This window comes from Cytobacillus sp. (assembly GCF_964223445.1).
GTDB lineage: Bacteria > Bacillota > Bacilli > Bacillales > Cytobacillaceae > Cytobacillus.
The window spans coordinates 1-24,978 of sequence record NZ_CAXQGS010000146.1 but is presented as its reverse complement, the minus strand read 5'-3'; the positions used below and the strand labels follow the sequence as shown (position 1 = coordinate 24,978).

Genomic DNA, 24,978 nt, shown 5'->3' with positions numbered 1-24,978 from the left:
ATTTCTCATGTGGAGTATATCTTCATAAACAATTGATTAGAAAGTAATCTCTAAATTACCTTATCTTGTTTCAGACTTTTTATTAGATTCTGATGTCCATAATTGTTATTCTTCAATAATCCTTGAGCTCTATCTCGCTGAAGGACTACTTGTAATGTTTGAAACAAAATTTTCAGATCCAATGAAAAGGAATAATTTCGCACATATAATAAATCAAAGCGCAGCTTATCCTCAGCGGTCGTAGAATAGTAGGCTAATACTTGAGCAAGCCCTGTGATGCCCGGCTTGACTGATAATCTATAAGGATAATCGGGAAGTTTTTCTTTAAATTGGCTAATGAAGAATTCTCTTTCCGGTCTTGGACCAATTAAGCTCATTTCCCCTTTCACTACATTAAGGAGCTGGGGGAGCTCATCTAAACGAATAGCCCTTATGAATCTTCCAATTATTGTTATCCTTGTATCCTTACTTGCAGCCAATACTGGACCGGTTATTTTTTCAGCATCCTGTATCATACTTCTGAATTTATATATCCGATATGGTTTTCCATTTAGCCCTATCCGTTCTTGTTTATATATAGCTGCACCACTAGAGGTCAGTGGGATTATAATTAGCAAAATTAAAAAAATCGGACTTGTAATTATAAGCAGAATTACTGACGCGACTACATCAAACCCCCGCTTAATTATCCTCTGCCAAATGTTTAATCCAGGAGCATTAATTGGAATTACCAGCATGTCACCAACCTGTTGAGATTTAGCAGATTGTACAAACAAGTCCGAAACATGTGGAACGATCAGGACCTCCTTCCCGTTCTTGATGCATAAGTTGAGGATGTCGCTTTTTAACTGTCCGATTACTGTAGGAGCAAGGAGAAATACATCGAATTTATTTACATAGTTTTCTAAATGCGCTATTTGATCTAATGGTAAATATCCTGATATTTTAAACCACTTATGACTATGGAATTTTTGGGCCAAAGACTGGCCAGTATTCTCATCCTCACAAATAATAATTACTCTTTTACGGCCATGCAATTTATTAGCCATTAGCCAGATTAAGGCATGAACGGCCGCCAGCAAAATAATTTGAATAATGAGTGCCTCAATAAAGAAGGTTTTCCGATAAAACAATAAGGATCCTAAGAAGGATGAAGCGGAAACGAAGATTGAAAATAATATCATTGGTAAAACACGGGAATAAAGCTGAGTTTTTAAAGAGCTTCCGCGCAAATTCTTATATAAATCAAAGAAATAGAAAAAGATGAAAGCTACTGCTGAGGGTGCCAATAACCAGAGTAAATTTAAGGATTCTAATTCTGCAGGTATTGAAAATACATGGTAAAACCAAATAGTCACTATATACCCTAAAAAAACCAACCCGATATCCAAAATGGCCAAAATCAATTTACACTACTCCTTTTCACAGTATCCTTGGGGGAAGTATGGCTCAAATCCAGAATAGGAATTTCCAACTTAGAGAGCAGATTTGTAATAGCACATATTAATAACACTTCCGATACTCCCCGAGAGTATTTTCCACCATCCTATCTAATGAGAATTCATCCTCCACTTTTCTTCTGGCACTTTCAATTAGTTTATATTTAAGTAACTCATCAGATTCCATTTCTAGTATTATTCGGCAAAACTCTTCTGCTGAATGGCTGCTTATTAAAAAGCCAGTCTCTTTATCAATAATGGCCTCCCTTATTCCGCCCCGATCTATAGAAATAACGTTGGTTCCCACAGCCATAGCCTCTAAAATAACCATTGGGAATACCTCACGATTAGAAGTTAAGAGCAGAATGTCCATATTTTTTATAAATTCCTCCGGCCTGTTCACAGAACCAATCAATTTAACCTTATGAGACATATTGCAGGCTTCAATCATGTTTTTGATTTTTTGCTTCCTCGGACCATCACCCGCAATATAAAATATAATTTGCGGTTTATTTCTTAACTGATCTGCAATTCTAATAAATAATTCATGGTTCTTTTCCTCTGATAATCTTGCTAATATACCAACTTTTAAAAAATCACCTTTTTCCTTTTGATTAAAGCCAAATTGGTTCAGATCTACTCCGTTGTACACAGTCGTAATTTTGCTTGCCTTTACCCCAGCCTCAATAAGGTTGTTTTTTTCAAAGTCACTTACTGTAATCACTCTTTCAACATACTTATTTATTAAATAGGTAAAGACCCTGCGGCTTCTATTTTCAAGGATTGTTACATTATGCTTTGTATACATTATTTTAAATTTAATGCAAGATATTATTCTGATACATATACAGTATAGAACCATCCTTAAACTATTCGCGTGAACCAGGTCAATTTTTTCATCAGAAACAATCTTTAACAGTTTCTTTATATTCTGGATATGGCTCGTTCTGCTTAGTTCGTGAAAACGGTGTTTATTTTTGATTCTTCCGTACAGTTGGCCGTGCCCTGCTGCAAAGTGAAAAGTAATATTTGTATCACGCATGAGGTTCTCTAATTTGCAAAAATACATTTCAGCTCCACCGAAATCTAATTTATCCGTGATAACCAGGATTTTCATACTTTACCATCACCTCCTATTCATTTACATTTCTACTGAATGGACAGGATAAAACCCAGGGCTTCTCTGATTTATTTGATTTTTGTTCCGTTCATTATGCAAATAGGTTGATAGGATAGCTAGGTATAAAAAAAACATATCGTTAATAATGATCGAGAGGAATCCCATTTGAAGTATTATTCCAAAAAAAGCAAGTAAGAGATATGGATTGTTTCTATATAACTTACTTTGGATTAATTGCATAAACACTGTAAGGATAAACACACAGAAACAGGATATGCCGATTAATCCTGATTCTGATAAAATCTCCAAAAAGGTGTTATGGACCTGAAGCGAATCACCATATTGAAATGAATTATATTCGGGAAAATTATAAGCTCCAATTCCTAAATACTTATTGGAAACAAAGAAATCCCAGGCTCTTCCCCATAATTTCAATCTTCCGCTTCCGCCATCCTCTGCAAGATCTTCTATTCTGGATCCTAAGATACTTAAAAGATCTAATTTCATATAGAAGACAGCAAGGTAAACAGAAGCTGATAGAGAAACAACCATCCCAGCTAGAAGCTTTATTCTTTTTAAAGGCTTATCTTTCAAAATATAAAGGCATAGAATAATCAATAATACTAATAGTCCTCCCCTTGAAAAGGTTAATAAATTTGTAAGAATACAAAGAAGCAATCCCACTTTATTTTTCATGGATTTTGAATGGCATAAAAAATAACAGAAAAAGAGAGTATTATAAAAGACAAAATAATTTGGATCCTGCAGTACTCCGATTAACCTTGGGTAATTACGGTCAAGCATCACACCCAATTCATAGATTCTGTCACCCTCAAAGTCAAAGCCGAGTCTCTGCAGCCCTATCAAATATAAAATAAGGCTTAGGGTATTAAAAAAAACACCTGCATCGGCAATTGCTTTTTCGATAGTCCAATTATTTGTACGGCCGATTATTGATTTAATAATGAAATAACAAGCAATATAAAGAATAATCCCCAGTAAAATTCTTATACTTGCAGAAGGATATAATGCAAATGCTCCTGTAAAGCTATACATTAAGTAAAAAATCAGCATTGCCACTTCAAATCCATGCAGGCGCTGGAAGTAAAATGAACTTATATTGACTACTAAATATAAAAAAGAAAAGATCAAGTATGGCTTTATGGCAAAACCTATGTAAATATAATAATTTGCCATAGTTACGAGCAAAAAAAGGAAGAATACCGTAAAACTGGCTTTCTGCTTTCTAATCATGATACCGTGGTCCATCTTATCCTCCCTGCGTTTCCTTGAACCTCCATTTATTGAGTACTCTTGTCATGACATCAAGGATCATATTCTTCATCTCTTTATCTATAAAAATGACAAGCACCAATAGAAGAAAATGAAATAAAAAACCGATGAAAAAGTAAGAATCAATAAACAGGTTTATACTGCAGATGCAGATAGCAGAAAATAATAAATAGGGAAATAATGCTTTTTTTGCTATTATCCAGCGATTGGGATTACAGATCCAAAACCCCAAAAGTGCAATTCCTTCAATTGCCGCTCCTGCAAATGCAGCACCAGCTATGCCGTATGAATTACTGAACTGTATATATAAAAGGATGCCTGTCATAATGGCTATAGCCTGTATAGCAGTTCGGTAAGCTTGCAGCCCTTTAGTAGTTAGACCGTCCGCTAATGCAATATTTATAGCCTGGAGTGTAACCATTAAAGATAAAATCTTTAGCGGAAATGAAGCAGCAATCCACATTTCACCAAATAATAAATAGATAACTGCATCCGATTTAGCATACAGGGGAACAGTTATCGTTATACCAGCCAAAGCCATTAGTTTAATAAGAGTAATGTTCTTATGCAAGTGCTCCTCTAGTTGGTTATTATTAAATGACCTGAATAACACAGGGTAGTAAGCTCCGGCTATAATAAACGGGATTTGCTGCAGTGCCTGGGGGATCCGGTATGCAACTGCAAATATGCCTACTTCACTTAGGGTCAAAGTTTTTTCTATAATAAGAGGGCCTAAATGAGGGAGAATGACAAAAAGCAGGCCTCCAAGCGAAAATGATCCAATATTTCGCAATAGTCCCTTATGAAAAGAACTATTTATTTGTATTTGCACGTATTGGCGTACTTTATATATTCCAAATGCTCCGGCTGCCAGGTAAGACAGGCCGTATAAAGTGCAGATGATTAAATGGTTTAGATTAAATATTAATCCAGCAGACAATGTGGCAACTAAAAAAACAGAGGCAATAATCCGAATTAAGCCGCAATAGTGCATTCTCTCAATCATTTGAAAGAATATGGTTCCAATACTTTGCAGAGTAAGCCCCAACACCATAGGAATAATTAAAAAATAGGATGTTAAAATGAACTCTTTATTCCACGAATTTGAAAAATGAATTATGGCAAATCCACATAGGAAGGAAACAGCAAGTAAAATGATTCTAACCTTCAAATAAGAGGAAATTAGAATCGATAGGTCTACATCTTTCTTAGATCCTTCTCTTAACACAATGCTGTTCAGCCCGGCATCTGTTAAATATCCCATAATCATTGCAAAAGCTAACGCTACACTAAACATGCCATAATAATAGGATTGCAGATAATTGGCTAAAATAATTAAGGCAGCAGCATTTAAACCACTCGATAAGGCTGTACTATAAAATAAGTGTAAAATATTTTTTCCTATGGTATGTTTCTGTAATTTTTTCAATGGCATAGCCACCCGCGTGTTAGTTAGGCGATTAGCCTGTTTGATAAATAACCCCTAATATTTTGCTGTTTTTCCGTTCTAAATTGATTTTTGCTTTGAAGGCATCGTCTTTTTTTGTCTTGTTTTCCTTAAGTACTAATATGGTTCCATCACAATAACTCGCTAATACTTGAGAATCGGATGCAGATAAAATAGGCGGTGCCTCAAAAATAACAACATCATATTCTGTCCTGCAGCAGCTTGCCATATCCTTTATTTTGCTGGCTATCCATATTTCTGATGGATTTAAAGGAATTGGACCTGAAGTCATTACGAATAAGTTTGGAATAAGCGTCTCTTTACTATTCAAATGGATGCTTTCCGCATACCTAACTGCATTTGTAAATCCCTTTTCATTCTTCAGCTGAAACCAATGATGGAGTGATGGGCTGCGAATATTCGCATCTACCAAAAGCACCTTTTTTCCCTGTTCGACAAAAGAAATCGCCAATTTAGAAGAAATAATAGATTTCTGGCCTTCTTCACTGGGTGAAGTTACCATTAATAATTGGGATTCACTATCATATAAATGATCTATATAAGTGCTAATCATACGAATTTGCTCTGAACAAATGGATTGGCCACTTTGTTGGACCATCTTGGTATAATTTTTTAATTTCTTTTTTTTAAACACCGATTTGTCTCCCTTTTTCATTATTTACTAAGGATGCCTGATGTGTAACTCCAGCTTTATTCTTATACATTCTTTTGCCTTTGTTCAAGTTAACCTGCCCCAGGACAGGAAGTCCCAAAGTTATTTCTACTTCGTTTACATGTTTTATTGATTCATCCCAATACTCTCTGCACATGGCAAGTCCTATTCCAAGAAAAAGGCCTATTACCAAACCAATTGCGATATTCAATGACAAACTTCCGACAACTTTAATCGATGGATCTGTATCATTGTCACTTAATAGCTTTATATCCTGCACATCAAACTGAGCATTCATTTTATTAACAGTTGTTTTAGCAATCGTATTGGCAATTTCCTTGGTTTTATCCAAATCATGCCCTCTTACCACTACGTTAACTATTTGCGAGTCTCGATTGTTTTGGACGGCTAACTCTTTCTCTAGGTCATCATCTTCCAAATTAAACTGTTTTTTAACGGAATTCAGGACAATTGGACTCTTTATAAGATCAATTGTTGAAGCAAGTAGCATATTCAGTTCCTGCGAATCTCCATATTGGCCATCCTTTTTTGTCAGCTTGCCGATAAGTATATTCTCAGTTGCTTCATAAGTAGGCTTTATAACATAAATGGACAGACCCAAAGTCAAAAGAAAAATACAAATTATAGTAGAAATAATGGCCAGCCATCTTTTTTTCATTATCCTAAAAAGTGTTTTTAGATCTATATGTTCGTTCATGAAAACCTCCAAAACTTTTATGCCTTTAACTGAATTTGGTCCATAAAGGCAACCGTTTCTCTTAAACCATCTATAAAAGTATACCGGGGCTCCCATTTCAGCAATTTAAGAGCTTTCTTATTTGATAAACAGCTATGCCTTATATCTCCTTCCCTTTCCTGATGGTAAATTGGCATAACTTCAGACTCTAATAGATAATTCAGCTCGTTTACAATATCTTTAATGGAAGTCTGTGTGTTATTACTTATGTTAATTATTTCATTATCGCCATAAAGAATAGCTGATGCATTTGCTTTGGCAACATCCTTTACAAATACAAAATCTCTTGTCTGAAAACCATCTCCATTGATATTCAAGGATTGCCCTGTTATAGCCCTCTCAATGAAAATAGCAACTACTCCGGCTTCACCATTTGTACCTTGCCTCATGCCGTAAACATTCGAGTACCGTAAGATTGTGTAAGACAGTCCGTACAAATCTGAAAAAAGCTTAATATAGGATTCAGCATTTAGTTTCGATAAACCATAAAAGGATATAGGTGATACAGGATGTTCTTCATCAATCGATAAATATTTTGGATTTCCATATAATGCTGCTGTGGATGCGAATATAAATTTCTTCGTTTGATGCCTTACACATGCATTCAAAAGATTGATTGTTCCAATAATATTTGATTCTCCATCTAATTTTGGATGAATAAATGAATTAGAAACTGACACTTGTGCAGCTTGATGAATTACATAATCCGGTTTTTCAGCCAGGAAAATTGGGTCTAAATTTCCGCATATGTTAATATGGTAAAACCTAGCTCCGGCAGGAATATTGTGTTCTTGTCCAGTTACTAAACTGTCCAAAATAACGACTTCATAATCTTCTTTAATAAGCTCTTCGGCAATGTGGGAACCAATAAATCCTGCTCCGCCTGTTAATAAAACCTTCATAGTATTCACCTTTCCATTTAAAGAATTTCTTTCCTCGAAATGATAGTTCATTTTTCACTCTTGCTTCGAGAAAGCCTGACTCTTTAAACAAATATATGAAGTCCCAGCCATTATATAACCATACTTTTTTACTATTATTTTTCATAATATCCAGCATTAAGAAAGACTATTAGTCCATTTATATTAACCATTAATTCTATTATTTTTTGCAGACTAAAGACTAAACAGGAAAAGCTGTCCCTAATTTCTGGGACAGCTTTTCTTCGTCTGAAATCATTTCTCTATGGTATTGTGATAGAAATCGACAATCAGTTATTCGTTTAAGAAGTTTCATCTTATGTTCAACACTGCTATATGGTAGTTTAGATAAAAGTAAACTACCACCCATTGTTTCCTTCCGGAATGAAGACCCATGATATTTTAAATGTAATACTATCCATTATTGAATTTACAGCCGTATGCTTTAACAAGTCACTAAAGGCTTAGCTCACTTTAACACCTCTCCCGAATGCTTGTTTCTACTTTAAGCATGCATATTCACCTTTAATAGATCCAAAAAAATTGCAAGGTCTGCTTCAGACCTTGCAATTTTTTTATTCCTCCACTCTTTCGTCCTTCCCCGCCAGCCAGAAAGCCGCTGCAATGGAAGCAATGATCACAATAAACGGTGCATAAAACATCACAAATTCTGCCATGGTTTTTCCCTCCTATGCATGATCGTCCCGCTTTCCCTGGACATAGTCTTTATTGAAAAGGAATAGCCTGAGAAGCAGATAAAGGGACGGCAGGAGCAATCCCAGTCCTGCTATGAAGGCAATGATGAGAGCGATGGCCATAGCTTCGTTTGTAAAACCATCATAAATAGTCAGGTATGGATAAAGCAGGTATGGATAATGCGAGATTCCATAGGCAAAGAACGCCACTAAGAATTGTCCTGCCAAGAGCCCAAATGCGAGTCCGTATAATTTACGCTTCCATATTAGATAAACAGTCCCTGCAAACAGGATGAATGAGATGCCAAACAGCCACCATAGGTCCATTAATCTGCTGAAATGCTCAGGATTATGATCCCGCAGTTCGACAATAATGCCTGTCGCTGTTACAATAGCAGGCACCGCCCATATTAGAGCGTATTTTCTAAGCAGCTCTGTGGCCGGTTCATCGGTTGCTTTATTGGCATACCACGTCAGGAATACTGCCGATATATATAAAACTGCTGATATACTCAGTACGACGATGCTCCATGTCAGCGGACTGGTGAACAATGCCCAGTAGTCAAGCTCCAGGCCTGATGATGTTTCACTAACGAATCCGCCTTCTGAAATGGTCAGGACAATGGACAGAGATGCAGGAATGAAAAGACCTGAAAGTCCATACAGATAGGTCCATTTTTTTTGTCTTAGCCCGCCGTAGGTGGTAAAAGCGTAATAAGATCCGCGGATGGCCAGCAGGACTACTGCAATGCTTGCCGGCACCAGCAGGACTGTTCCATAATAATAGGCTGTTTTTGGAAAGAATCCGACAATGCCTACGAAGAAAAACACCAGGAACACATTCGTAACTTCCCAAACCGGTGATAAATAACGCTGAATAATACGGGTTAAAATATGCTGTTTTCCGCGGAATAGACTGTATGCGTTGAAAAATCCTGCACCAAAGTCAATAGAGGCAACGATGACGTATCCAAATAGAAACAGCCATAAGACGGAAATTCCGATGATTTCAAGCGTCATCGCAGCTCACCTTCTTTCTCCAGCTCACGGTCGGACAATTCCTGTTCGACCGGATTTTTGCGGAACATTCTGGTGAGGACAATAATGCTTCCAATTGCCAGCACCAGATATAATCCTGCAAACAGCAGAAGCATAAGGTCTACTTGACCGCTTGAGGTTGCGGCATCTTCAGTACGCATGATGCCCCTCAGAATCCACGGCTGCCGTCCAACCTCAGCAAACCACCATCCCGCTTCAATTGCGATTATGGATAAAGGGCCACCCAAAACGATCAGCCAGCGAAACCACTTCGACGAAACAAAACGCATTTTAAACCAGGTGCCTAAGACGTAGAAAAGCGAAAGTGCCGTCATCCACATGCCAATCGTCACCATAAGGTCAAACAGGTAATGGATATATAGCGGCGGAATTTCATCCTCTGCAAATTGGTCAAGTCCGATCACTTCGGCATTCGGATTGCTGTGCGCAAGGATGCTGAGTGCATATGGAATCTTAATGGCATATTTCACTTCGCCGTCATCAAGAACCCCATAGAGCATTAATGGTGCCCCTTCTTCTGTTTCAAAATGCCACTCGGCGGCAGCCAATTTTTCAGGCTGGTATTCCGCAAGGTATTTTCCGGAGAAGTCACCAATTACCGCTGTAGCGATCGAGAAAATCAATCCGATTTTCATTGTGAGCAGCAATGCCTTCTTATGGTAGATATGATTCGATCCTTTTAGAAGGCGAAAAGCTCCTATTGATGCAAGGACAAACGCTGATGTCATATAGGCTGTTGAAAGCACATGCGTAACCTTCGTTGGCATGGCGGGTGTGAACATTGCCAGTATCGGGTTAATATTTACCAGCTGGCCATTCACAATGTCAAAGCCCTGCGGTGCATTCATAAATGCATTTACAATGGTAATGAAAATAGCAGAAAACGAAGCCCCTATTGCAACTGGGATTAATAAAAGCATATGCTTTTTCTGGTTCTCAAACCGATCCCATGTATACAGATAAATCCCAAGGAAAATCGCTTCAAAGAAAAAGGCAAAAGTCTCCATAAACAAAGGCAGCGCAATGACATTGCCTGCTAGTTCCATAAAGTTAGGCCACAGCAATGATAGCTGCAGGCCGATGGCTGTCCCCGTAACAACACCGACAGCCACCGTAATGACAAAACCGCGCGTCCATCTTCGGGCGAGCAAAATATAATGTTCATCCTGTTTTTTTATCCCCACCCATTGTGCAATCATAATCATGAGCGGGATGCCGACACCAATGGTGGCATAAATGATGTGGAAGGATAATGTCAGCTCAGTTAAGACACGGCTGAAAAAGACAGATTCTTCATTTCCCATTTAACATTCTCCTTTTCCTATCCTGCAAAAATACGTCCAATAAAAGAAAGCCCCATAATGATAGCCACTGTAAAAGCAAGCCACATTAATATGCGTTCCTGTTTTTTATACATTCACTCACTCCTCTTGAATGCTCATTACATCACATTATTCCACAGTTTTGAAGAAAAAGCTGTGACACTAAAACAACATTTGTATGAGGAAAATATGAAATCTTATGTATTTCCTTTTACAATTCCTTATTCCCTTTTGAGAAGCAATTAAAACGAAAAGGACATTGGAATTTGCCAATGCCTGGTTCAATTAATCTTCAAACTTATATGTGTTATGCGTATAAGCAGCCCATAAGGCAAACTCTCTGCTTTTGTTAATTCTACTCTTTTCCTCCATTGGGCAGACTCCTGTTTTTTAAATTTAATTTTCTCCAAGCGGTATAATTTATACTTGAATTTGACGAAAAAAATCCCGGTGCATACACACCGGGCAAGAGTTATATATTTTTCAATGCTGTTTCTGCAACCTCTTCACCTGAAACCAGGTCAAATGCGCGTTTATAAGTGTTCTCATTATCCAGGACAGCATAAAGAGTTTTAGCTACATCCTCACGGGGAATGAAGCCACGCTCCAAATTTTCTGCTGCTTTGATTTTGCCGGTTCCCGCTTCATTTGTCAGGCCGCCTGGACGAACGATTGTGTAATTCAAGCTGCTGTTTTCCAGAATCCTGTCGGCATAATGCTTTGCAGCGTAATAAGGCTTGATCGTTCCACTCCACTTATCGCGATTATTCGCCTGTATGGCGCTGACCATTACAAACCGGTCCACACCAGCCTTCTCCGCCGCTTCTATTGTTTTTACCGCACCATCCAGGTCAATCAGCAGAGTTTTGTCATAGCCGGTATTTCCGCCTGAACCTGCAGTAAACACAATTGCATCGCAGCCATTGGCTGCTTCAGCCAATTCTTCAACTGTTCCTTCAAGGCTTGCGACTGCCGTCTCAACACCCATATCCTCAAACTGCCGGGCCTGCTCTTCTTTCCTGATCATTGCTCTTGCTGTATATTTATCGCCTTCTTTAATAAGCTTTACCAGCTGCTTTCCGATTTGTCCGTTTGCTCCAACGATAAGAACTTTCATGAATACCTGCCCCTTTTCTGTTTTTGTGGTCTTAATTATTTCAAAAGAAAATAGCGATATCAAATGAACTGTTTAGGACCCCATACGGACAATCCGCTTTTTATAAAGAGCCGCAATTGTGTTCATGATTAATACAGGGATCTTCTTTGGAAAATATCTTTTTCTGTAAAATTTATAAAATGCATGCTTCAAGTCGTCCCACTGTGTACAATTCTTCGTTTGTTTAAATCGTGCAACATCAATGATTTTAATATGGCCACCCTCTGTAAGAATAATGTTGCGCAGGTGGATATCCGAAGGGTTAAGCCCTCTTTCCCTCGCAAGCTTTAAAGCCTCATCTATTTGCCTGATTTTCTCCTCTTCTATCGGGACTCCTTTTGCTAGACATTCAAACAAAGTCAGTCCCTGCACATAATCAATGACAATATAGTTATCTCCAGAGCCATATAATGAGGGATAGTACGGATGGTCGGGCAACGCCCTGTATATCTCCGCTTCTTCCCTGGCGGTTCTTTTAAACTCCGGAAAAAATACCTTTAATACAAGATTGGTTTCTTTTAACCTAAAAGCAAATGCACTTCTCCCTGCTCCTATAAATTCCAAACTGTCGTCCTTCTCGAGAAGTCTGGTCCAATTAAGGCTTCTGGAAAACTTTACACTGTCTGCAAGCTGCTGATATGATTTCATCTCTAAACCTCCCTGTTCCAGACTCTTCCCTAAAAATAAAAGGCACTGAACCATTTATTGGTCTCAGCGCCTTAAAAACAAAAGAGACCTTACCAAAATAAATGGTAAAGGTCTCGCAAGCAACGTTGTTGCCAGTAAAGCCGGAGATTCATCATCCCGTATTGACGACTCTACTTAACAGCTACTCCCCTTCAGGAAGAATCCGAACTATTTTGTTAACTTAATTATATGATTTAATAATCCATTAGTCAAACGATACGTTCCTGGAAACTGAGTGGATACTCCCTTAACGGCTTTACTTTTCAAAAATAGAATTTGAAAGCAATCGGAAAAGGTAATCAGTATGATCACGGAAGCCGGCTTCAATGCCAATTAGTGTAACATCTTTATCCTGCTCTTTCACCATGATGGCCTGGCCCTGTGCAGCACTGCGATTTTTCCAGTGTCCTGCTACGAAGAAGTCTTCCTCATCCGCAATGGCTGCAAGCACTTCATCATTCTCTGTACCTGTATACCAGACTGGACGGTAGACAAATCCAAGATCATCCTCACTGTATCCTGCTGATGCACCGGTTCCTTTATAATCTACCTTAATGATTCCGTTGCTGTTGGATCCGCCAGTATTGATCATATCATCTGTCAGGCCCAGAGTCTTTGTTGCACGGGAAGCACCGGCACCAACAGCTATATATTTTCCGCCTTCAGAAACAAACCTTTCCACATTTGCTTTAAATGCAGCCAGTTCTTCCTGACTTTCAAGGCCGAATTCTTTGTTGGCATTACTCAGATTCAGAGAAATTAAATTTTCCGTTCCGCTGTAAACAAAGACATCATGGGAAGCAAGGCCATTATCAGCCACTTCTGATGGAGACAATTCAGTCACACTAAATCCTAGCCTCTTAAGAGCCAGTTTGGTGCCAGAGTGTGATTGCGCTTTGTTCATCCCTCCATCCTTTAATATGGCTACACTTACTTTGTTAATTGCCTTTGCGTCTGCAGGCACTTTTCCTGACAATATATTTAGGCCGGAATCCTTAACGGCTGATGAAATAACATTGGCTGATCCTTCAGCATAGAAGCTTCCTTCACCGTCGCGTTTAACCATAACCCCCAGCCCAAGAAGTTCGTTCACAAGCTGAACAGCTTTCACTGAGCTGTTCGGTATGATAAATGGCCCGTTTCCGCTTAGTGAACCCTGTTCTTTTACATTATTTATCTTGGTTACTGCTGCCTTTACATCATTTTGAACAGCGATTGCTTCAAAGCCCCAAAGCTCCGGAAGACTCCAGGCGGAAATATCATACATGGCCGGTGTATCATCTGTTATATCCTCGCCATCCCACAGCATCGTGTTTGCCAGACCTGCCTTTGCCTGATCCATTGGAACGATGTAAGTGCCCTTTGGATATGACTTGCCATCAGCTGCAAATGCTTTTGATGCCTGAACAACCTCGATATCATTCTTAATTAAATGATTAACTGCCTTATTTACTGCGGTTGGATCTTCCTCATTCACCGGAAGAATAAATGCTTTCGGGAAATGGCCTTCTTCATGAAAAGGATGATCAAAATTAATGCCGCGCTTGAACATTTCAATTTGATCTGTAATCATTGCTTCCTTGTTATCGGTTGAATATTTCAATGCTCCCATAATGGCATTGTACATCCAGCGGACGCCGTCCTCGTCATTTGTCGGAGCTTCAAGTGTATGGCCATAAGCACCATGGTACATGGCATACATCGGTGTGAAAATTGGCGGATAATCATCCCATCCAGCGGAATCATCCCGCTGCGGAATATATGCGCCATTCATTTCTTTATACAGGGTGGCTGTGTAAAGAGCCTTGTCCTCCATAATTTCAGCTTCCATCGCTTCTGCCTGATGATTAGCCCATTTTTGATATAAATCATATTCATAGTTAGGATTATGCGGAGGTGTACAAGGTTCAATCAAACCCTGTTTGTTTGGTGCATAATTTTTCACATATCCGTGAGTATCCAGGAAAACCATCGGATTCCACTCTTTAATAAGAGAGACGGTTTCCTGCGTTTCAGGCTGTGATTGTGTGACAAAATCACGGTTCAAATCAATTCCTTCCCCATTAAAACGGGTTGCATCCACCCGGCCATCAGGGTTTTGGACCACATTGAAAATAAGGATGTTATTGTCCAGAATCTCCTTTGTTTCTTTGTCATTCTGTGTGGCAAAACGTTCTATCAGCTGCATTACTGCATCGCTTCCCACAAACTCCGTTCCATGAATCGATCCATTGATCATAATTGGCACTTTAAAATCCGGGTTATTCGCAATCCAATTCTGGGCTTTCTCCGGATTTTTGAACATTTGTTTTCTTAAGGCCTGAATCTTACCGAACTTGCCATGTGCACCAGGATCTGCAATAGTCACGACATATAGAGGATATCCATCCGCGGAAGTACCTTTTACCTCCACCTTCACTCTATTAGATTGTTTTTCAATTTCTGTAAGTTTGGTCCCTATTACTGAGAATTTCATAAAATCATAGTTTTCGCTATTGAATAAACTTCCGTCCATTTCCTCTGACACATTAACATTGATCCACTTGGGGCTGATCGCATGAGCAGCACTTAAAGGAACAGATGCCAAAATGCCTGCTGCCAAAATGCCTGATAAAGCTTTCTTTTTATTCATTATGTACCTCCAGATGCATTGATTTGTATATTTATAAGATAGGATTTATTTTAATTCAAGTCATTCAATCGTGGCAATGCTACTATTTTCCTAAAATAGTCTATTTAAAAAGAAAAGAGGGACCAAGAAATGATCCCTTTTAACCTACTTAAATGCTTTAACTCCACCTTGCAGAGGAAGCACTATATGGCTTCTTTCCGGATCAATGGTTATCTTCGTGCCCGACTTTGGTCTAATAGTATAGTTATAATCACTAGATAGTATGACTACCCCCAGACGATCACCTTCTTTAAATACATAATCATCAGGCTGCATATCCCATGTAAAAGTATATTCACGGTCCGGTGTAAGCCCTGAAGATCTATTTTCACTGTGAATGTTTTGCGGATCCATCCACCCTCTAGTAACAATTTCCGGCTTTCCTTCCCCATATTTAACAAGGAGGGCTGTTAAGTTGGCTGTTTTCCGGTCAATGCTAGCCCGAATTTGAATTTCCGGGGTTCCGCTCATGCGAATATCTTTTTCTAAAGGCGTAGTCAAATAAACGAGCCTATTAGCTAATGAAGCATCAGGATCCATAGCCAATTCTTCAGCCTTGATTGTGGCATCATCCACAAAATGCTGATCCCCCTTATTCTTGTTCGGTACAGGCTGCAGTTCTAAGCTGCCGCCTCCATCGGAAGCCGGCTTAAAATGCAATTTTGCGTCAGAGGTTCCCTTCGCCGGCCAGTTTGCCTCTGTATGCCATGTCTTATCCTCCCTCTGGATGTCAACCATTGGTTCATCCATGACATCATTTTTAATATCATATAGCCAGTAATCAAACCATTTATTTAAAGTAGGGAGCCATACATCGCGTCTGAAGCTGTAGGGGCTGGAATGGCCCCCTTGATGAAGCCACATTTTTCTGGGCACATCATTCTCGCCAAGCGCTTGCCACCAATCTGAAAAATGCTTTGTTTTAACATTCCAGTCATTTAACCCATGGACAATAAAGACACTTGCTTCAACCTGATCAGCATCCTTTGTATAATCTCTTTTACTCCAGAATTCATTGTAATCCCCGGTTTCCCTGTCCTGGCCTTCCGTTAATCCTTTTATGACCTTGCTGCACGCTTCAGGGTTTTGCCTAGTTAAAATGGCTTCGGCCATATTATCCGCATCTTCCCCCTGGTATCCGCCTGGCGCTATCACAGCACCATTCGAACGATAATAGTCATACCAGCTGCTAATTGCAGCAATTGGCACAATCGTTTTCAGGCCTTCAACTCCTGTTGCAGCCACTGCATTAGGAAGTGTTCCATTATAAGATACTCCTGTCATTCCCACATTCCCTGTTGACCAATCAGCTTGTATTTCCTGTCCCTCTGCATTAAAAGCTTTCGCTCTGCCATTCAGCCAATCGATTACAGCACGTGTTCCAAGTATTTCATGCTCATCGCCGGTTGTAGGACATCCATCCGACAAACCTGTCCCTACACTTTCTGCAAGAACAACCGCGTAGCCTCTTGGTACAAAATAGTCATCATAATAACCTGGGATATTTGCCTGCGGGTTACCTTTTTCACCTTTACTTTTCCCTTTCTTCGGCACAGAGTTCAGTTCTGTATCCACGTCATAAACCGGGACACCTTTAATTCCTGAACGGTAAGGACTCATTTCATAAATAACAGGAACCTTTAAACCTTCCTCTGTTTCCTTTGGCCTGATAATATCAGCACGTATTCGATCCAGCTTTCCATCTCCATCACTGTCAGTTGCTGTTTCAACAAATACTCTTTCGACAATGGCATCATCCAGAGAAAAAATGGGCTGTGTCATGCCATTTTCGACTTTAATCCGAGATTCAGCCGATGCCATGCTGCTTTGACTGTCTTTACCTGCTGCAGGCAATACCCCTCCGGCAATTAGCGGGAAAGCGATAACTGAGGCTACGAACACTTTTAATGCAGCTTTTTTCATAAAAATCCCCCTATATAAAATGATATTATAATTTTCAGAATAAATTAAAAATACGTTAGTTTCGATAGCCGAAAGACCTGTATTTTTCAAGTTGCATTTGATAATAAACTATTTGCCTCCGTCAAAGGTCATGATTTTACATGGCTGCTCTCCTGATTTGGTACTTTAAATCTACCATTTTTTACAATTTAGAAAGTTAAAGTCTTTCTTTTCTCACACATCTTAAAAATCTGCTAGTCTAATAGAATCGTTTTAACTCTTTATTAAAGGAAGCGGAGTTATGTAAGCGAATACATATAGCTGGATTACTAGTCGAGGAGGAATAAAAGATGAAAGTTGGAAAGAAAGCTTCTTCAATTATGCTTGCAGCCGTTCTGACAGCTTCAAGCGTGTATGCAGTGCCTGGTCAATTTGTGCAGACTGCCGAAGCAGCACAAAGCAAAGCTGCAGATCCTGGCTCCAAAGCATTTGATCAGAAGGTAATTGCAAGGGTAGATGCAGCTCGCATGATGGAGGATGTCAGCTATTTATCAGAAACCATAGGGCCGCGGGTTGCCGGAACAGAAGCAGAAAAGCAGTCAGCAGATTTTATCCGCAAACGCCTTGAGTCCTATGGCTACACAGTAGAAACACAAGAGTTCAGCATACCGGATAAAATGGCTGGAGATTTGCACACTAGTGATCTGAAGGAGGTCCTTATAACCATTCCTTCCGGATCAGGAACAACGCCTGAAGAAGGAATTACTTCTGAATTATATGATGCTGGATTAGGCAGGGCAGCTGATTTTACAGAGGAAGCATCAGGGAAAATAGCACTCATTTCACGCGGAGAAATTCCTTTCTCGGAAAAAGTTACAAACGCAGTGAATGCCGGTGCTGCGGGGGTTTTAATTTACAACAATGCGGATCAGCCAGCACCAATGAATCCCTCAATTGGAGGCCCATATGATATTCCGGTGGGAAGCATTACGAAGGCAAGCGGAGAAGCACTCCTTCAAGATGTTGAAGCACAAAACAAAACAGTTACGCTTACTGTAAAGAGTTTTAAAAACATAAAATCGCAAAATATTATTGCCACCAAGCACCCTAAGCCCAATAAAGGCGGGGAAACTGACATAGTCCACATTTCTGCACATTTTGATAGTGTGCCATTTGCTCCGGGAGCAAGCGATAATGCATCCGGAACTGCTGTTGCCTTAGAGCTGGCCAGAGTCCTGAAAAGCTATCCTTCTGACAAAGAATTGCGGTTCGCATTTGTAGGTGCAGAAGAAATTGGTCTTCTTGGTTCTGGGTATTATGTCAGCAAGCTGAGCGGCAATGAAATAGAGCGAAGCATTGCAAACTTCAATATGGATATGGTAGGCACAGCATGGGAAAATGCAACTTCGATTTACATGAATACCCTTGATGGCCAGGCAAATATCGTAACAGAGACTGCCCTTGCCACAGCCGGGCGGATTGGCACCCCATCTGAGCTGGTTCTTTATCAGCGCGGAGCTTCCGACCATGTCTCTTTTCATGATGCAGGCATCCCGGCTGTTAACTTTATCAGACGAGAACCTGCCACTGCCAATCTTGAACCGTATTACCATACACCACTGGATTCCATCGAGCACATTAGTCCGGATCGGATGAAAGAAGCCGGGGATCTGATAGGCGCTTCGGTTTACAGCTTAATTCGAAAATAGGATTGACTTGAATCCCCGGATTTTCCCCGGGGATATTTTTTTCTTCGGTTATTTACTTTCCAGCTATTTAGCATAAACGATGTGTTTACGTGCAAAATATGAGGGTAAACTATATTCGTTCTAAATTTCATGTGCAAATTATTAAGGGATTTACCGTTTAAATGGAAAAGAAATCGGGTAACATAATTGTAACATTATAAAGGAATTTACTATCTGCCCGATAGTCCTATATATCCCTAAAGGAGGGAGTCATCATGGATTTTGAACACGAGGCTGTCATACTAAAAAGAGAACTCTCCCTTCTCATGGATGAATATGAAAGGTGCGAGATTGACGACGTGAGAAATGAAATATCAAAGGATATTCAACTGCTGAGCCGTGCAATAGACGATATACTTAACTAAAGTATATGCTGGCATGGCTTTTTTTATATTCTATACGGCTGGCATTTTTTAGCAGTCAGCTGCTGAAACCTTTTGTAAATTAGGAGGGGTATTTTTATGCCTCAGCACATCTATTACAGTTTTATACGTCTCCCTTTAGTAATCAGAATTCTGCTGATTGCCCTGATGGTGATCTTTCTTTTTGGGGGGTTAATACATATTATTGAGCCGACCTCCTTTCCGACTTTTTTTGATGGAATCTGGTGGGCGGTTGTAACTGCTTCAACTGTCGGTTTTGGAGATTTTTATCCCAAAAGCACTGCAGGGCGTATTGTGGGCATTGCGCTTATTTTTACTGGTGCGGGTTTTCTGTCTACCTATTTTATTTCACTTGCAACAGCAGCAGTTACCCGGCAGAATGACTTCCTGGAGGGGAAAATCGAATATCGGGGTCAAAACCATATTGTTGTAATTGGCTGGAATGAACGTTCAAGGGAGATCGTTAATACTCTCGGAGGCGATGGGATGAACCATTCCATTGCTTTAATTGATGAAACACTGAGGTCAAATCCTGTTCCCCATAATAATGTACATTTTATTCAGGGACGCGCTAACAGAGATGATGTCCTCATGAAGGCAAATATATTTGATGCCAAAAAAGTAATTATCACAGCTGATCAGAACAAAGATGAACTGCATGCTGACATGAATTCAATTTTAACCTTATTGGCCATCAAAGGATTAAATCGCGATGTTCAATGCATCGTTGAAATATTAACTTCAGAACAGGCAGCCAACGCTAAAAGAGCGGGGGCTGATGAAATCGTTCAGACGAATGTTCTAACGAGCTTTGTCATGATCAACAGCATTTCTTCCCAGGAGCTCGTTACTTCTTTTCTTGATTTGCTGGGACAGCTCGATAAACGAAAATTAACTTTTCAGCCTGCATCAGAAGATATAGAAAATAAGACTTTTGCTGAACTTAGTGCCGAACTTATGAAAGAAGGCATCCTGCTTTTGGGTGTTAAAAGAGGGGAAGAAACCCTTGTTAATCCTCCCCAGCCTTTTATAATTCTTCAGCAGGATCAGCTGATTGTTATACTCGGTTAATCTCTTAATAAAATAGACTCCAGCTCTTCGACAAGCGCTTTGCCGAGATCAATAAATTCTTCCGGAAAACGGGCGTCCTTATCTACAGGCTCCGAGAATTGATCAAAGGAGGCGCTGAAATTCCCTGTATAAGCGTGGTCATCCAGGCCGCGCTTATACTTATGTGAAAGCAGAAACGGCCTGCCAATTTCCACCGTACAGCTTGGATCATCAAGCTGCCCATCAATTGCCTTAAATGGGACCCTTAAAAACTGGTACCCCACCTCATCATCAATTTTATAATCAAAAGACCCGTGATCATAATCCCAGTTCCCGCCAACCGAATAGCCAATCGGCTTTAGAGCCTGCTCCAGCTTATATAAATCAAAATGCTTCCCTTCCACTTTTGAAGGTATCTCAATCACTGAATCCATCCCCTTTTACGCTTTTGGCTTAGTTTCTCCAAAGTAAGGGATATCATGAATGCGATTTAGCAGCGGCATCTTTTTCGCCAATAAAAAAACGCCCGCCCGCAGGCAGACGCTTCTCGCTATTACTTCAATCTCTTTTCAAGTTCAGCTTTTTTCTCTTCAAATCCTGGTTTTCCTAATAGGGCGAACATGTTCACTTTGTATGCTTCAACACCAGGCTGGTCGAACGGATTCACTCCCAGCAAGTAGCCGCTCATTGCACATGCTTTTTCAAAGAAGTAAACCAGGTAGCCAAATGTGTAGGCGTCCATTTTTGGAATGGAAACAATCAGGTTTGGCACTCCGCCGTCTGTATGTGCAAGCATTGTCCCTTCAAAAGCTTTGTTATTAACAAAGTCGACAGTCTCACCCGCAAGATAGTTCAGGCCATCAAGATCATTCTCTGCTTCTTCAATGGTAAGCTCATGGCGTGATTCTTCCACCTTGATAACCGTTTCAAAAAGGTCCCTGCGGCCTTCCTGTACATACTGGCCTAATGAATGAAGATCAGTGGAGAAATTTGCTGAAGAAGGGAAAATTCCTTTTTGGTCTTTTCCTTCACTTTCACCGAACAGCTGCTTCCACCACTCTGCAAAATATTGAAGTCCTGGTTCATAGTTGATCAGCATTTCAATCGTTTTGCCTTTGTTATAGAGAACATTTCGTACAGCAGCGTACTGGTATGCTGCGTTCTCCTGAAGCTCAGATTTGCTGAAGTCTTCGCGTGCCTGTGCAGCACCGCTCATCATATCTTCAATGCTTGCACCGCTGACGGCAATTGGCAAAAGACCTACTGCTGTAAGGACAGAATAGCGGCCGCCGACATCATCCGGAATAATAAATGACTCGTAGCCTTCTTCTGTCGCAAGAGTCTTCAAAGCACCTCTTGCTTTGTCGGTTGTAGCATAGATTCGTTTACGTGCTTCTTCCACACCATATTTTTCTTCCAGCATTTTGCGGAAAATACGGAAAGCCAATGCAGGCTCAGTCGTTGTGCCTGATTTGGAGATAACATTGATGGACCAATCTTTGCCGTCAAGAAGGTCCATTAAATCCTTCATATAAGCGGAACTAATATTGTTGCCTGCAAATAAAACCTGCGGAGTGCCGCGTTTTTCTTTTGGAAGTGCATTATAGAAGCTGTGCTTTAGCATTTCAATAGCCGCACGCGCTCCAAGATAGGAGCCTCCAATTCCAATGACGATAAGAACATCGGAATCGCTTTTAATTTTCTCAGCCGCTTTTTGAATGCGGGAGAACTCTTCTTTGTCGTAATTAGCAGGCAGATCGATCCAGCCTAAAAAGTCACTGCCAGCTCCAGTTTGTTCATGAAGGGAGTGATGTGCTACCTTCACGGCATCCTGCAGATATGTAATTTCATGTTCGCCAAAAAAAGGAAGTGCTTTTGCGTAATCAAAACGAACGTGTGTCATGAATGTCCTCCAATTTTTCTCAAATTTAAACAGCCTGCAGTAATTCTGGCTGTCATCCTTATACCACTTTAACGAAAGCCTCAAAGTTAATCAAGAATCATCCCCTAATGTAAGCGTGTCCAATTTTGACATATTTTTTACGCGCTAATGGTGATTGTCATTTTTCGGCGGAAAATGTAAAAGGACTCTGCTTTAGGCAGAGTCCAGCATGGTATTATAAAGAAGCGCGGTAGATTGAAACCACGTCATCATGATTTAATTTCGCGAAATTGCCGAATTCTCCGTTGACAGTCGCTTTGTCTGCCATCAATTCGATCTTGCTGTCATCGATATCAAAATCAGCCAGGCGTGAAGGTGCACCAATGCTGTTCCAGAATTCACGAAGTTTTTCAATGCCTTCAAGCGCAGTCTCCTCATCTGTTTTTCCCGCCGGATCCACGTTAAATACACGGATAGCAAGCTGCTTGAATCGCTCAGGCTTTACGTTCAGATTATGCTTCATCCAGTTTGGGAACAGAATGGCCAGACCTCCGCCATGAGGAATATCATAAACGGCCGATACAGCATGCTCGATATTATGCGTAGCCCAGTCTCCCCGGTAGCCCATATTCAGAATACCGTTCAATGCCATTGTGCCGGAATAAAGAATGGTCGCACGATGCTCATAGCTTTCAAGGTCTTCAAGGAGCTTAGGAGCTGCTTCCATAATGGTAATCAGCAGCGATTCACACATTCGATCCTGAAAATCGGTATTTTCTTCAAGATGGAAATAATGCTCAAGTACATGGGACATCATGTCCACAATTCCATATACCGTCTGATTCCTTGGCACGGTGAATGTATTAACAGGGTCAAGGATTGAAAATTTAGGGAAAGTCACAGGACTGCCCCATCCATATTTTTCATTTGTTTCCCAATTTGTAATAACAGATCCTGCATTCATTTCAGAACCGGTGGCCGCTAATGTAAGAACGGTTCCAAACGGCAGAGCTTTTGCAGCAAATGCTTTCTTGATGACCAGATCCCAGGCATCGCCATCATATTTAGCACCAGCTGCAATTGCCTTAGTGCAGTCAATTACACTCCCGCCGCCAACAGCCAGCAGGAAATCGATGCCTTCAGTTTTACAGATTTCAACGCCTTTGCGGACAGTGGAAACTCTTGGATTAGGCTCAACACCTGATAGTTCAAACACTTCAGCACCAATTTCATTTAGCTGTGCCATCACTTTATCATATAAACCATTGCGCTTAATGCTTCCGCCGCCATACACTACAAGAACCTTCTTGCCATACTGCGGAATTTCAGTCTGCAATTGGGATAGCTGATCTTTCCCAAAGATTAATTTAGTCGGATTATAAAAGGTAAAATTTTGCATATCACCATCTCCTTTTCCACATTATTATCTTTCAAATTTTCAGCTATTGCAAAAAGTACGATTCGAAAGGTGAGCATTAGATATCCCGGGTTCTCAGATCATCTTTTTCATTATGGCTATTAACGATTATTACAATGAATATTTTTTATTTCCCTGCAGCAACATAATATTGAACCTATACTACAAGGAGGAAACATCATGAGTGGCATTCAGCGTATTGCACTGGTTCTAACAATTATTGGCGCTATTAACTGGGGTTTAATCGGATTCTTCCAATTTGATCTTGTCGCAGCTATCTTTGGCGGTCAGGATTCAGCCCTTTCACGAATTATATACGGTCTTGTGGGCATCGCGGGCTTAATCAATCTGGGGCTTCTTTTCAAACCAAATGAAGAACTGGAAAGAGAACCTGAAGCAAGGCCAACCCGTTAAAAGAATGAAAAAAATCCTTGCACATTGTGTGCAAGGATTTTTTTATTGAATCAGTATTTATATACCGTTTACTGAATTAAACCCAGCCTCTGAAGCGGGATGCTTCAGACATTTTCCTCGCGCCGACCATATAAGCAGCAAGACGCATATTTACTTTTCTTTGCTGTGAAGTCTGATAAACATTATCGAAAGCTTGTACAAGCACTTTTTTCAGCTTTTCTGTAACTTCCTCTTCAGTCCAATAGTACCCCTGATTGTTCTGTACCCATTCGAAATAGGATACCGTCACACCGCCAGAACTGGCTAACACATCAGGAACAAGCAGGATTCCCCGGTCTGAAAGAATTTTTGTAGCTTCAAGAGTGGTTGGGCCATTTGCAGCCTCTACTATGATGGAAGCTTTAATATTATGGGCGTTTGCAGCGGTAATCTGATTGGACACAGCCGCAGGAACCAGGATATCGCAATCCAGTTCAAGCAATTCTTCGTTTGTCAAAGTGTTATCGAAAAGGGTCGTTACCGTTCCAAAGCTATCGCGCCTATCAAGAAGGTAATCAATATCCAGGCCATTTGGATCATATAGAGCACCATAAGCATCTGAAATGGCGACCACTTTAGCGCCTGCATCATGCATGAATTTCGCCAGGAAGCTTCCTGCATTTCCAAATCCCTGAACAGCCACACGTGCTCCTTCAATGGAAATGCCGCGCTTTTTCGCAGCTTCCTCAATGCAGATCACTACACCCTGTGCAGTTGCCTTTTCCCTTCCTTGAGACCCGCCGAGAACAAGCGGCTTGCCTGTGATAAATCCGGGAGAATCATACTCACGGAGTCGACTGTATTCATCCATCATCCAGGCCATGATCTGTGAATTCGTATAAACATCCGGAGCCGGTATATCTTTTGTAGGGCCAACGATAGATCGGAAGAGCGTCGTGTAGGG

22 protein-coding genes are annotated in these 24,978 nt (G+C 40.3%); 4 read left to right on the top strand and 18 right to left on the bottom strand.

The features are described 5' to 3' along the window. Positions 1 to 50: 50 nt before the first annotated feature. From ACEQ1T_RS24835 to ACEQ1T_RS24770, 14 genes are all read right to left on the bottom strand, one after another. The gene (locus tag ACEQ1T_RS24835) at positions 51 to 1,406 is read right to left on the bottom strand and encodes a sugar transferase (protein WP_370225229.1); all 1,356 of its coding nucleotides are present in this window, start codon (positions 1,404 to 1,406) and stop codon (positions 51 to 53) included. A gap of 97 nt (positions 1,407 to 1,503) precedes the next feature. Further along, positions 1,504 to 2,556, bottom strand: coding sequence for a glycosyltransferase family 4 protein (locus ACEQ1T_RS24830; RefSeq protein WP_370225228.1), 1,053 nt, complete (start codon positions 2,554 to 2,556; stop codon positions 1,504 to 1,506). A 24-nt stretch (positions 2,557 to 2,580) separates the two neighbouring features. Then, on the bottom strand, positions 2,581 to 3,828 hold the full coding sequence (locus ACEQ1T_RS24825) for an O-antigen ligase family protein (RefSeq protein WP_370225227.1): 1,248 nt from the start codon (positions 3,826 to 3,828) through the stop codon (positions 2,581 to 2,583). Position 3,829: 1 nt separating this feature from the next. Beyond that, the gene (locus ACEQ1T_RS24820; RefSeq protein ID WP_370225226.1) at positions 3,830 to 5,281 is read right to left on the bottom strand and encodes an oligosaccharide flippase family protein; all 1,452 of its coding nucleotides are present in this window, start codon (positions 5,279 to 5,281) and stop codon (positions 3,830 to 3,832) included. Positions 5,282 to 5,312: 31 nt separating this feature from the next. Then, positions 5,313 to 5,954, bottom strand: coding sequence for a CpsD/CapB family tyrosine-protein kinase (locus ACEQ1T_RS24815; RefSeq protein WP_370225225.1), 642 nt, complete (start codon positions 5,952 to 5,954; stop codon positions 5,313 to 5,315). Next, complete coding sequence (locus ACEQ1T_RS24810; RefSeq protein ID WP_370225224.1) at positions 5,947 to 6,690, bottom strand: YveK family protein; 744 nt, start codon at positions 6,688 to 6,690, stop codon at positions 5,947 to 5,949. The genes ACEQ1T_RS24815 and ACEQ1T_RS24810 overlap by 8 nt, the downstream gene beginning before the upstream one ends. Before the next feature lie 17 nt (positions 6,691 to 6,707). Further along, positions 6,708 to 7,631: an NAD-dependent epimerase/dehydratase family protein gene (locus ACEQ1T_RS24805; protein WP_370225223.1), complete on the bottom strand. Its 924-nt coding sequence runs from the start codon at positions 7,629 to 7,631 to the stop codon at positions 6,708 to 6,710. Between the two features lie 593 nt (positions 7,632 to 8,224). After that, the gene (locus tag ACEQ1T_RS24800) at positions 8,225 to 8,326 is read right to left on the bottom strand and encodes a hypothetical protein (RefSeq protein WP_372530258.1); all 102 of its coding nucleotides are present in this window, start codon (positions 8,324 to 8,326) and stop codon (positions 8,225 to 8,227) included. Between the two features lie 12 nt (positions 8,327 to 8,338). Further along, positions 8,339 to 9,364 carry a cytochrome d ubiquinol oxidase subunit II gene (locus tag ACEQ1T_RS24795; RefSeq protein WP_370225221.1) on the bottom strand — a complete coding sequence of 342 codons (1,026 nt, stop codon included), beginning with the start codon at positions 9,362 to 9,364 and terminating at the stop codon, positions 8,339 to 8,341. Beyond that, positions 9,361 to 10,707, bottom strand: a complete 1,347-nt coding sequence (locus ACEQ1T_RS24790; RefSeq protein ID WP_206846163.1) for a cytochrome ubiquinol oxidase subunit I — start codon at positions 10,705 to 10,707, stop codon at positions 9,361 to 9,363. The genes ACEQ1T_RS24795 and ACEQ1T_RS24790 overlap by 4 nt, the downstream gene beginning before the upstream one ends. A gap of 490 nt (positions 10,708 to 11,197) precedes the next feature. Then, positions 11,198 to 11,842, bottom strand: coding sequence for an SDR family oxidoreductase (locus tag ACEQ1T_RS24785; protein WP_370225219.1), 645 nt, complete (start codon positions 11,840 to 11,842; stop codon positions 11,198 to 11,200). Positions 11,843 to 11,914: 72 nt separating this feature from the next. After that, positions 11,915 to 12,529: a protein kinase family protein gene (locus tag ACEQ1T_RS24780; protein ID WP_370225218.1), complete on the bottom strand. Its 615-nt coding sequence runs from the start codon at positions 12,527 to 12,529 to the stop codon at positions 11,915 to 11,917. Between the two features lie 295 nt (positions 12,530 to 12,824). Then, positions 12,825 to 15,200, bottom strand: coding sequence for a M14 family zinc carboxypeptidase (locus tag ACEQ1T_RS24775; RefSeq protein WP_370225217.1), 2,376 nt, complete (start codon positions 15,198 to 15,200; stop codon positions 12,825 to 12,827). 144 nt (positions 15,201 to 15,344) lie between these two features. After that, positions 15,345 to 17,162, bottom strand: coding sequence for a Xaa-Pro dipeptidyl-peptidase (locus tag ACEQ1T_RS24770; RefSeq protein ID WP_370225216.1), 1,818 nt, complete (start codon positions 17,160 to 17,162; stop codon positions 15,345 to 15,347). Between the two features lie 329 nt (positions 17,163 to 17,491). Between ACEQ1T_RS24770 and ACEQ1T_RS24765 the strand changes: the two genes are divergently transcribed. The 3 genes from ACEQ1T_RS24765 to ACEQ1T_RS24755 all read left to right on the top strand — a co-directional run bounded on the left by ACEQ1T_RS24765 (position 17,492) and on the right by ACEQ1T_RS24755 (position 20,343). Next, positions 17,492 to 18,850 (top strand): DUF4910 domain-containing protein, encoded by a 1,359-nt coding sequence (locus ACEQ1T_RS24765; RefSeq protein ID WP_370225214.1) that lies wholly within the window; start codon positions 17,492 to 17,494, stop codon positions 18,848 to 18,850. A 254-nt stretch (positions 18,851 to 19,104) separates the two neighbouring features. Continuing rightward, positions 19,105 to 19,254 carry a hypothetical protein gene (locus tag ACEQ1T_RS24760; RefSeq protein WP_206846168.1) on the top strand — a complete coding sequence of 50 codons (150 nt, stop codon included), beginning with the start codon at positions 19,105 to 19,107 and terminating at the stop codon, positions 19,252 to 19,254. Between the two features lie 96 nt (positions 19,255 to 19,350). Beyond that, complete coding sequence (locus tag ACEQ1T_RS24755) at positions 19,351 to 20,343, top strand: TrkA family potassium uptake protein (protein WP_206846169.1); 993 nt, start codon at positions 19,351 to 19,353, stop codon at positions 20,341 to 20,343. Here the strand turns inward: ACEQ1T_RS24755 and ACEQ1T_RS24750 are convergent. The 3 genes from ACEQ1T_RS24750 to ACEQ1T_RS24740 form a co-directional block, all read right to left on the bottom strand. Further along, on the bottom strand, positions 20,340 to 20,747 hold the full coding sequence (locus ACEQ1T_RS24750; RefSeq protein ID WP_370225213.1) for a YugN-like family protein: 408 nt from the start codon (positions 20,745 to 20,747) through the stop codon (positions 20,340 to 20,342). The genes ACEQ1T_RS24755 and ACEQ1T_RS24750 overlap by 4 nt on opposite strands. Before the next feature lie 128 nt (positions 20,748 to 20,875). Continuing rightward, positions 20,876 to 22,225 (bottom strand): glucose-6-phosphate isomerase, encoded by a 1,350-nt coding sequence (locus tag ACEQ1T_RS24745; RefSeq protein WP_370225212.1) that lies wholly within the window; start codon positions 22,223 to 22,225, stop codon positions 20,876 to 20,878. Between the two features lie 214 nt (positions 22,226 to 22,439). Then, on the bottom strand, positions 22,440 to 23,603 hold the full coding sequence (locus ACEQ1T_RS24740) for an iron-containing alcohol dehydrogenase (RefSeq protein WP_370225211.1): 1,164 nt from the start codon (positions 23,601 to 23,603) through the stop codon (positions 22,440 to 22,442). Positions 23,604 to 23,801: 198 nt separating this feature from the next. On the opposite strand from ACEQ1T_RS24740, the gene ACEQ1T_RS24735 reads away from it, so the two are divergent. After that, positions 23,802 to 24,035, top strand: coding sequence for a DUF378 domain-containing protein (locus tag ACEQ1T_RS24735; protein ID WP_009331627.1), 234 nt, complete (start codon positions 23,802 to 23,804; stop codon positions 24,033 to 24,035). A 76-nt stretch (positions 24,036 to 24,111) separates the two neighbouring features. Here ACEQ1T_RS24735 and ACEQ1T_RS24730 read toward each other — a convergent pair. Beyond that, positions 24,112 to 24,978, bottom strand: an 867-nt coding sequence (locus ACEQ1T_RS24730; protein ID WP_372530257.1) for a Glu/Leu/Phe/Val dehydrogenase, incomplete at its 5' end; no start/stop codon positions are given.

Coding starts and splice junctions, on each gene's coding strand:
- ACEQ1T_RS24740 (WP_370225211.1), bottom strand. CDS start 23,603: ATGCAAAATTTTACCTTTTATAATCCGACTAAATTAATCTTTGGGAAA.
- ACEQ1T_RS24765 (WP_370225214.1), top strand. CDS start 17,492: ATGAAAGTTGGAAAGAAAGCTTCTTCAATTATGCTTGCAGCCGTTCTG.
- ACEQ1T_RS24830 (WP_370225228.1), bottom strand. CDS start 2,556: ATGAAAATCCTGGTTATCACGGATAAATTAGATTTCGGTGGAGCTGAA.
- ACEQ1T_RS24790 (WP_206846163.1), bottom strand. CDS start 10,707: ATGGGAAATGAAGAATCTGTCTTTTTCAGCCGTGTCTTAACTGAGCTG.
- ACEQ1T_RS24810 (WP_370225224.1), bottom strand. CDS start 6,690: ATGAACGAACATATAGATCTAAAAACACTTTTTAGGATAATGAAAAAA.
- ACEQ1T_RS24805 (WP_370225223.1), bottom strand. CDS start 7,631: ATGAAGGTTTTATTAACAGGCGGAGCAGGATTTATTGGTTCCCACATT.
- ACEQ1T_RS24755 (WP_206846169.1), top strand. CDS start 19,351: ATGCCTCAGCACATCTATTACAGTTTTATACGTCTCCCTTTAGTAATC.
- ACEQ1T_RS24825 (WP_370225227.1), bottom strand. CDS start 3,828: ATGGACCACGGTATCATGATTAGAAAGCAGAAAGCCAGTTTTACGGTA.
- ACEQ1T_RS24775 (WP_370225217.1), bottom strand. CDS start 15,200: ATGAATAAAAAGAAAGCTTTATCAGGCATTTTGGCAGCAGGCATTTTG.
- ACEQ1T_RS24735 (WP_009331627.1), top strand. CDS start 23,802: ATGAGTGGCATTCAGCGTATTGCACTGGTTCTAACAATTATTGGCGCT.
- ACEQ1T_RS24780 (WP_370225218.1), bottom strand. CDS start 12,529: ATGAAATCATATCAGCAGCTTGCAGACAGTGTAAAGTTTTCCAGAAGC.
- ACEQ1T_RS24785 (WP_370225219.1), bottom strand. CDS start 11,842: ATGAAAGTTCTTATCGTTGGAGCAAACGGACAAATCGGAAAGCAGCTG.
- ACEQ1T_RS24760 (WP_206846168.1), top strand. CDS start 19,105: ATGGATTTTGAACACGAGGCTGTCATACTAAAAAGAGAACTCTCCCTT.
- ACEQ1T_RS24800 (WP_372530258.1), bottom strand. CDS start 8,326: ATGGCAGAATTTGTGATGTTTTATGCACCGTTTATTGTGATCATTGCT.
- ACEQ1T_RS24795 (WP_370225221.1), bottom strand. CDS start 9,364: ATGACGCTTGAAATCATCGGAATTTCCGTCTTATGGCTGTTTCTATTT.
- ACEQ1T_RS24745 (WP_370225212.1), bottom strand. CDS start 22,225: ATGACACACGTTCGTTTTGATTACGCAAAAGCACTTCCTTTTTTTGGC.
- ACEQ1T_RS24770 (WP_370225216.1), bottom strand. CDS start 17,162: ATGAAAAAAGCTGCATTAAAAGTGTTCGTAGCCTCAGTTATCGCTTTC.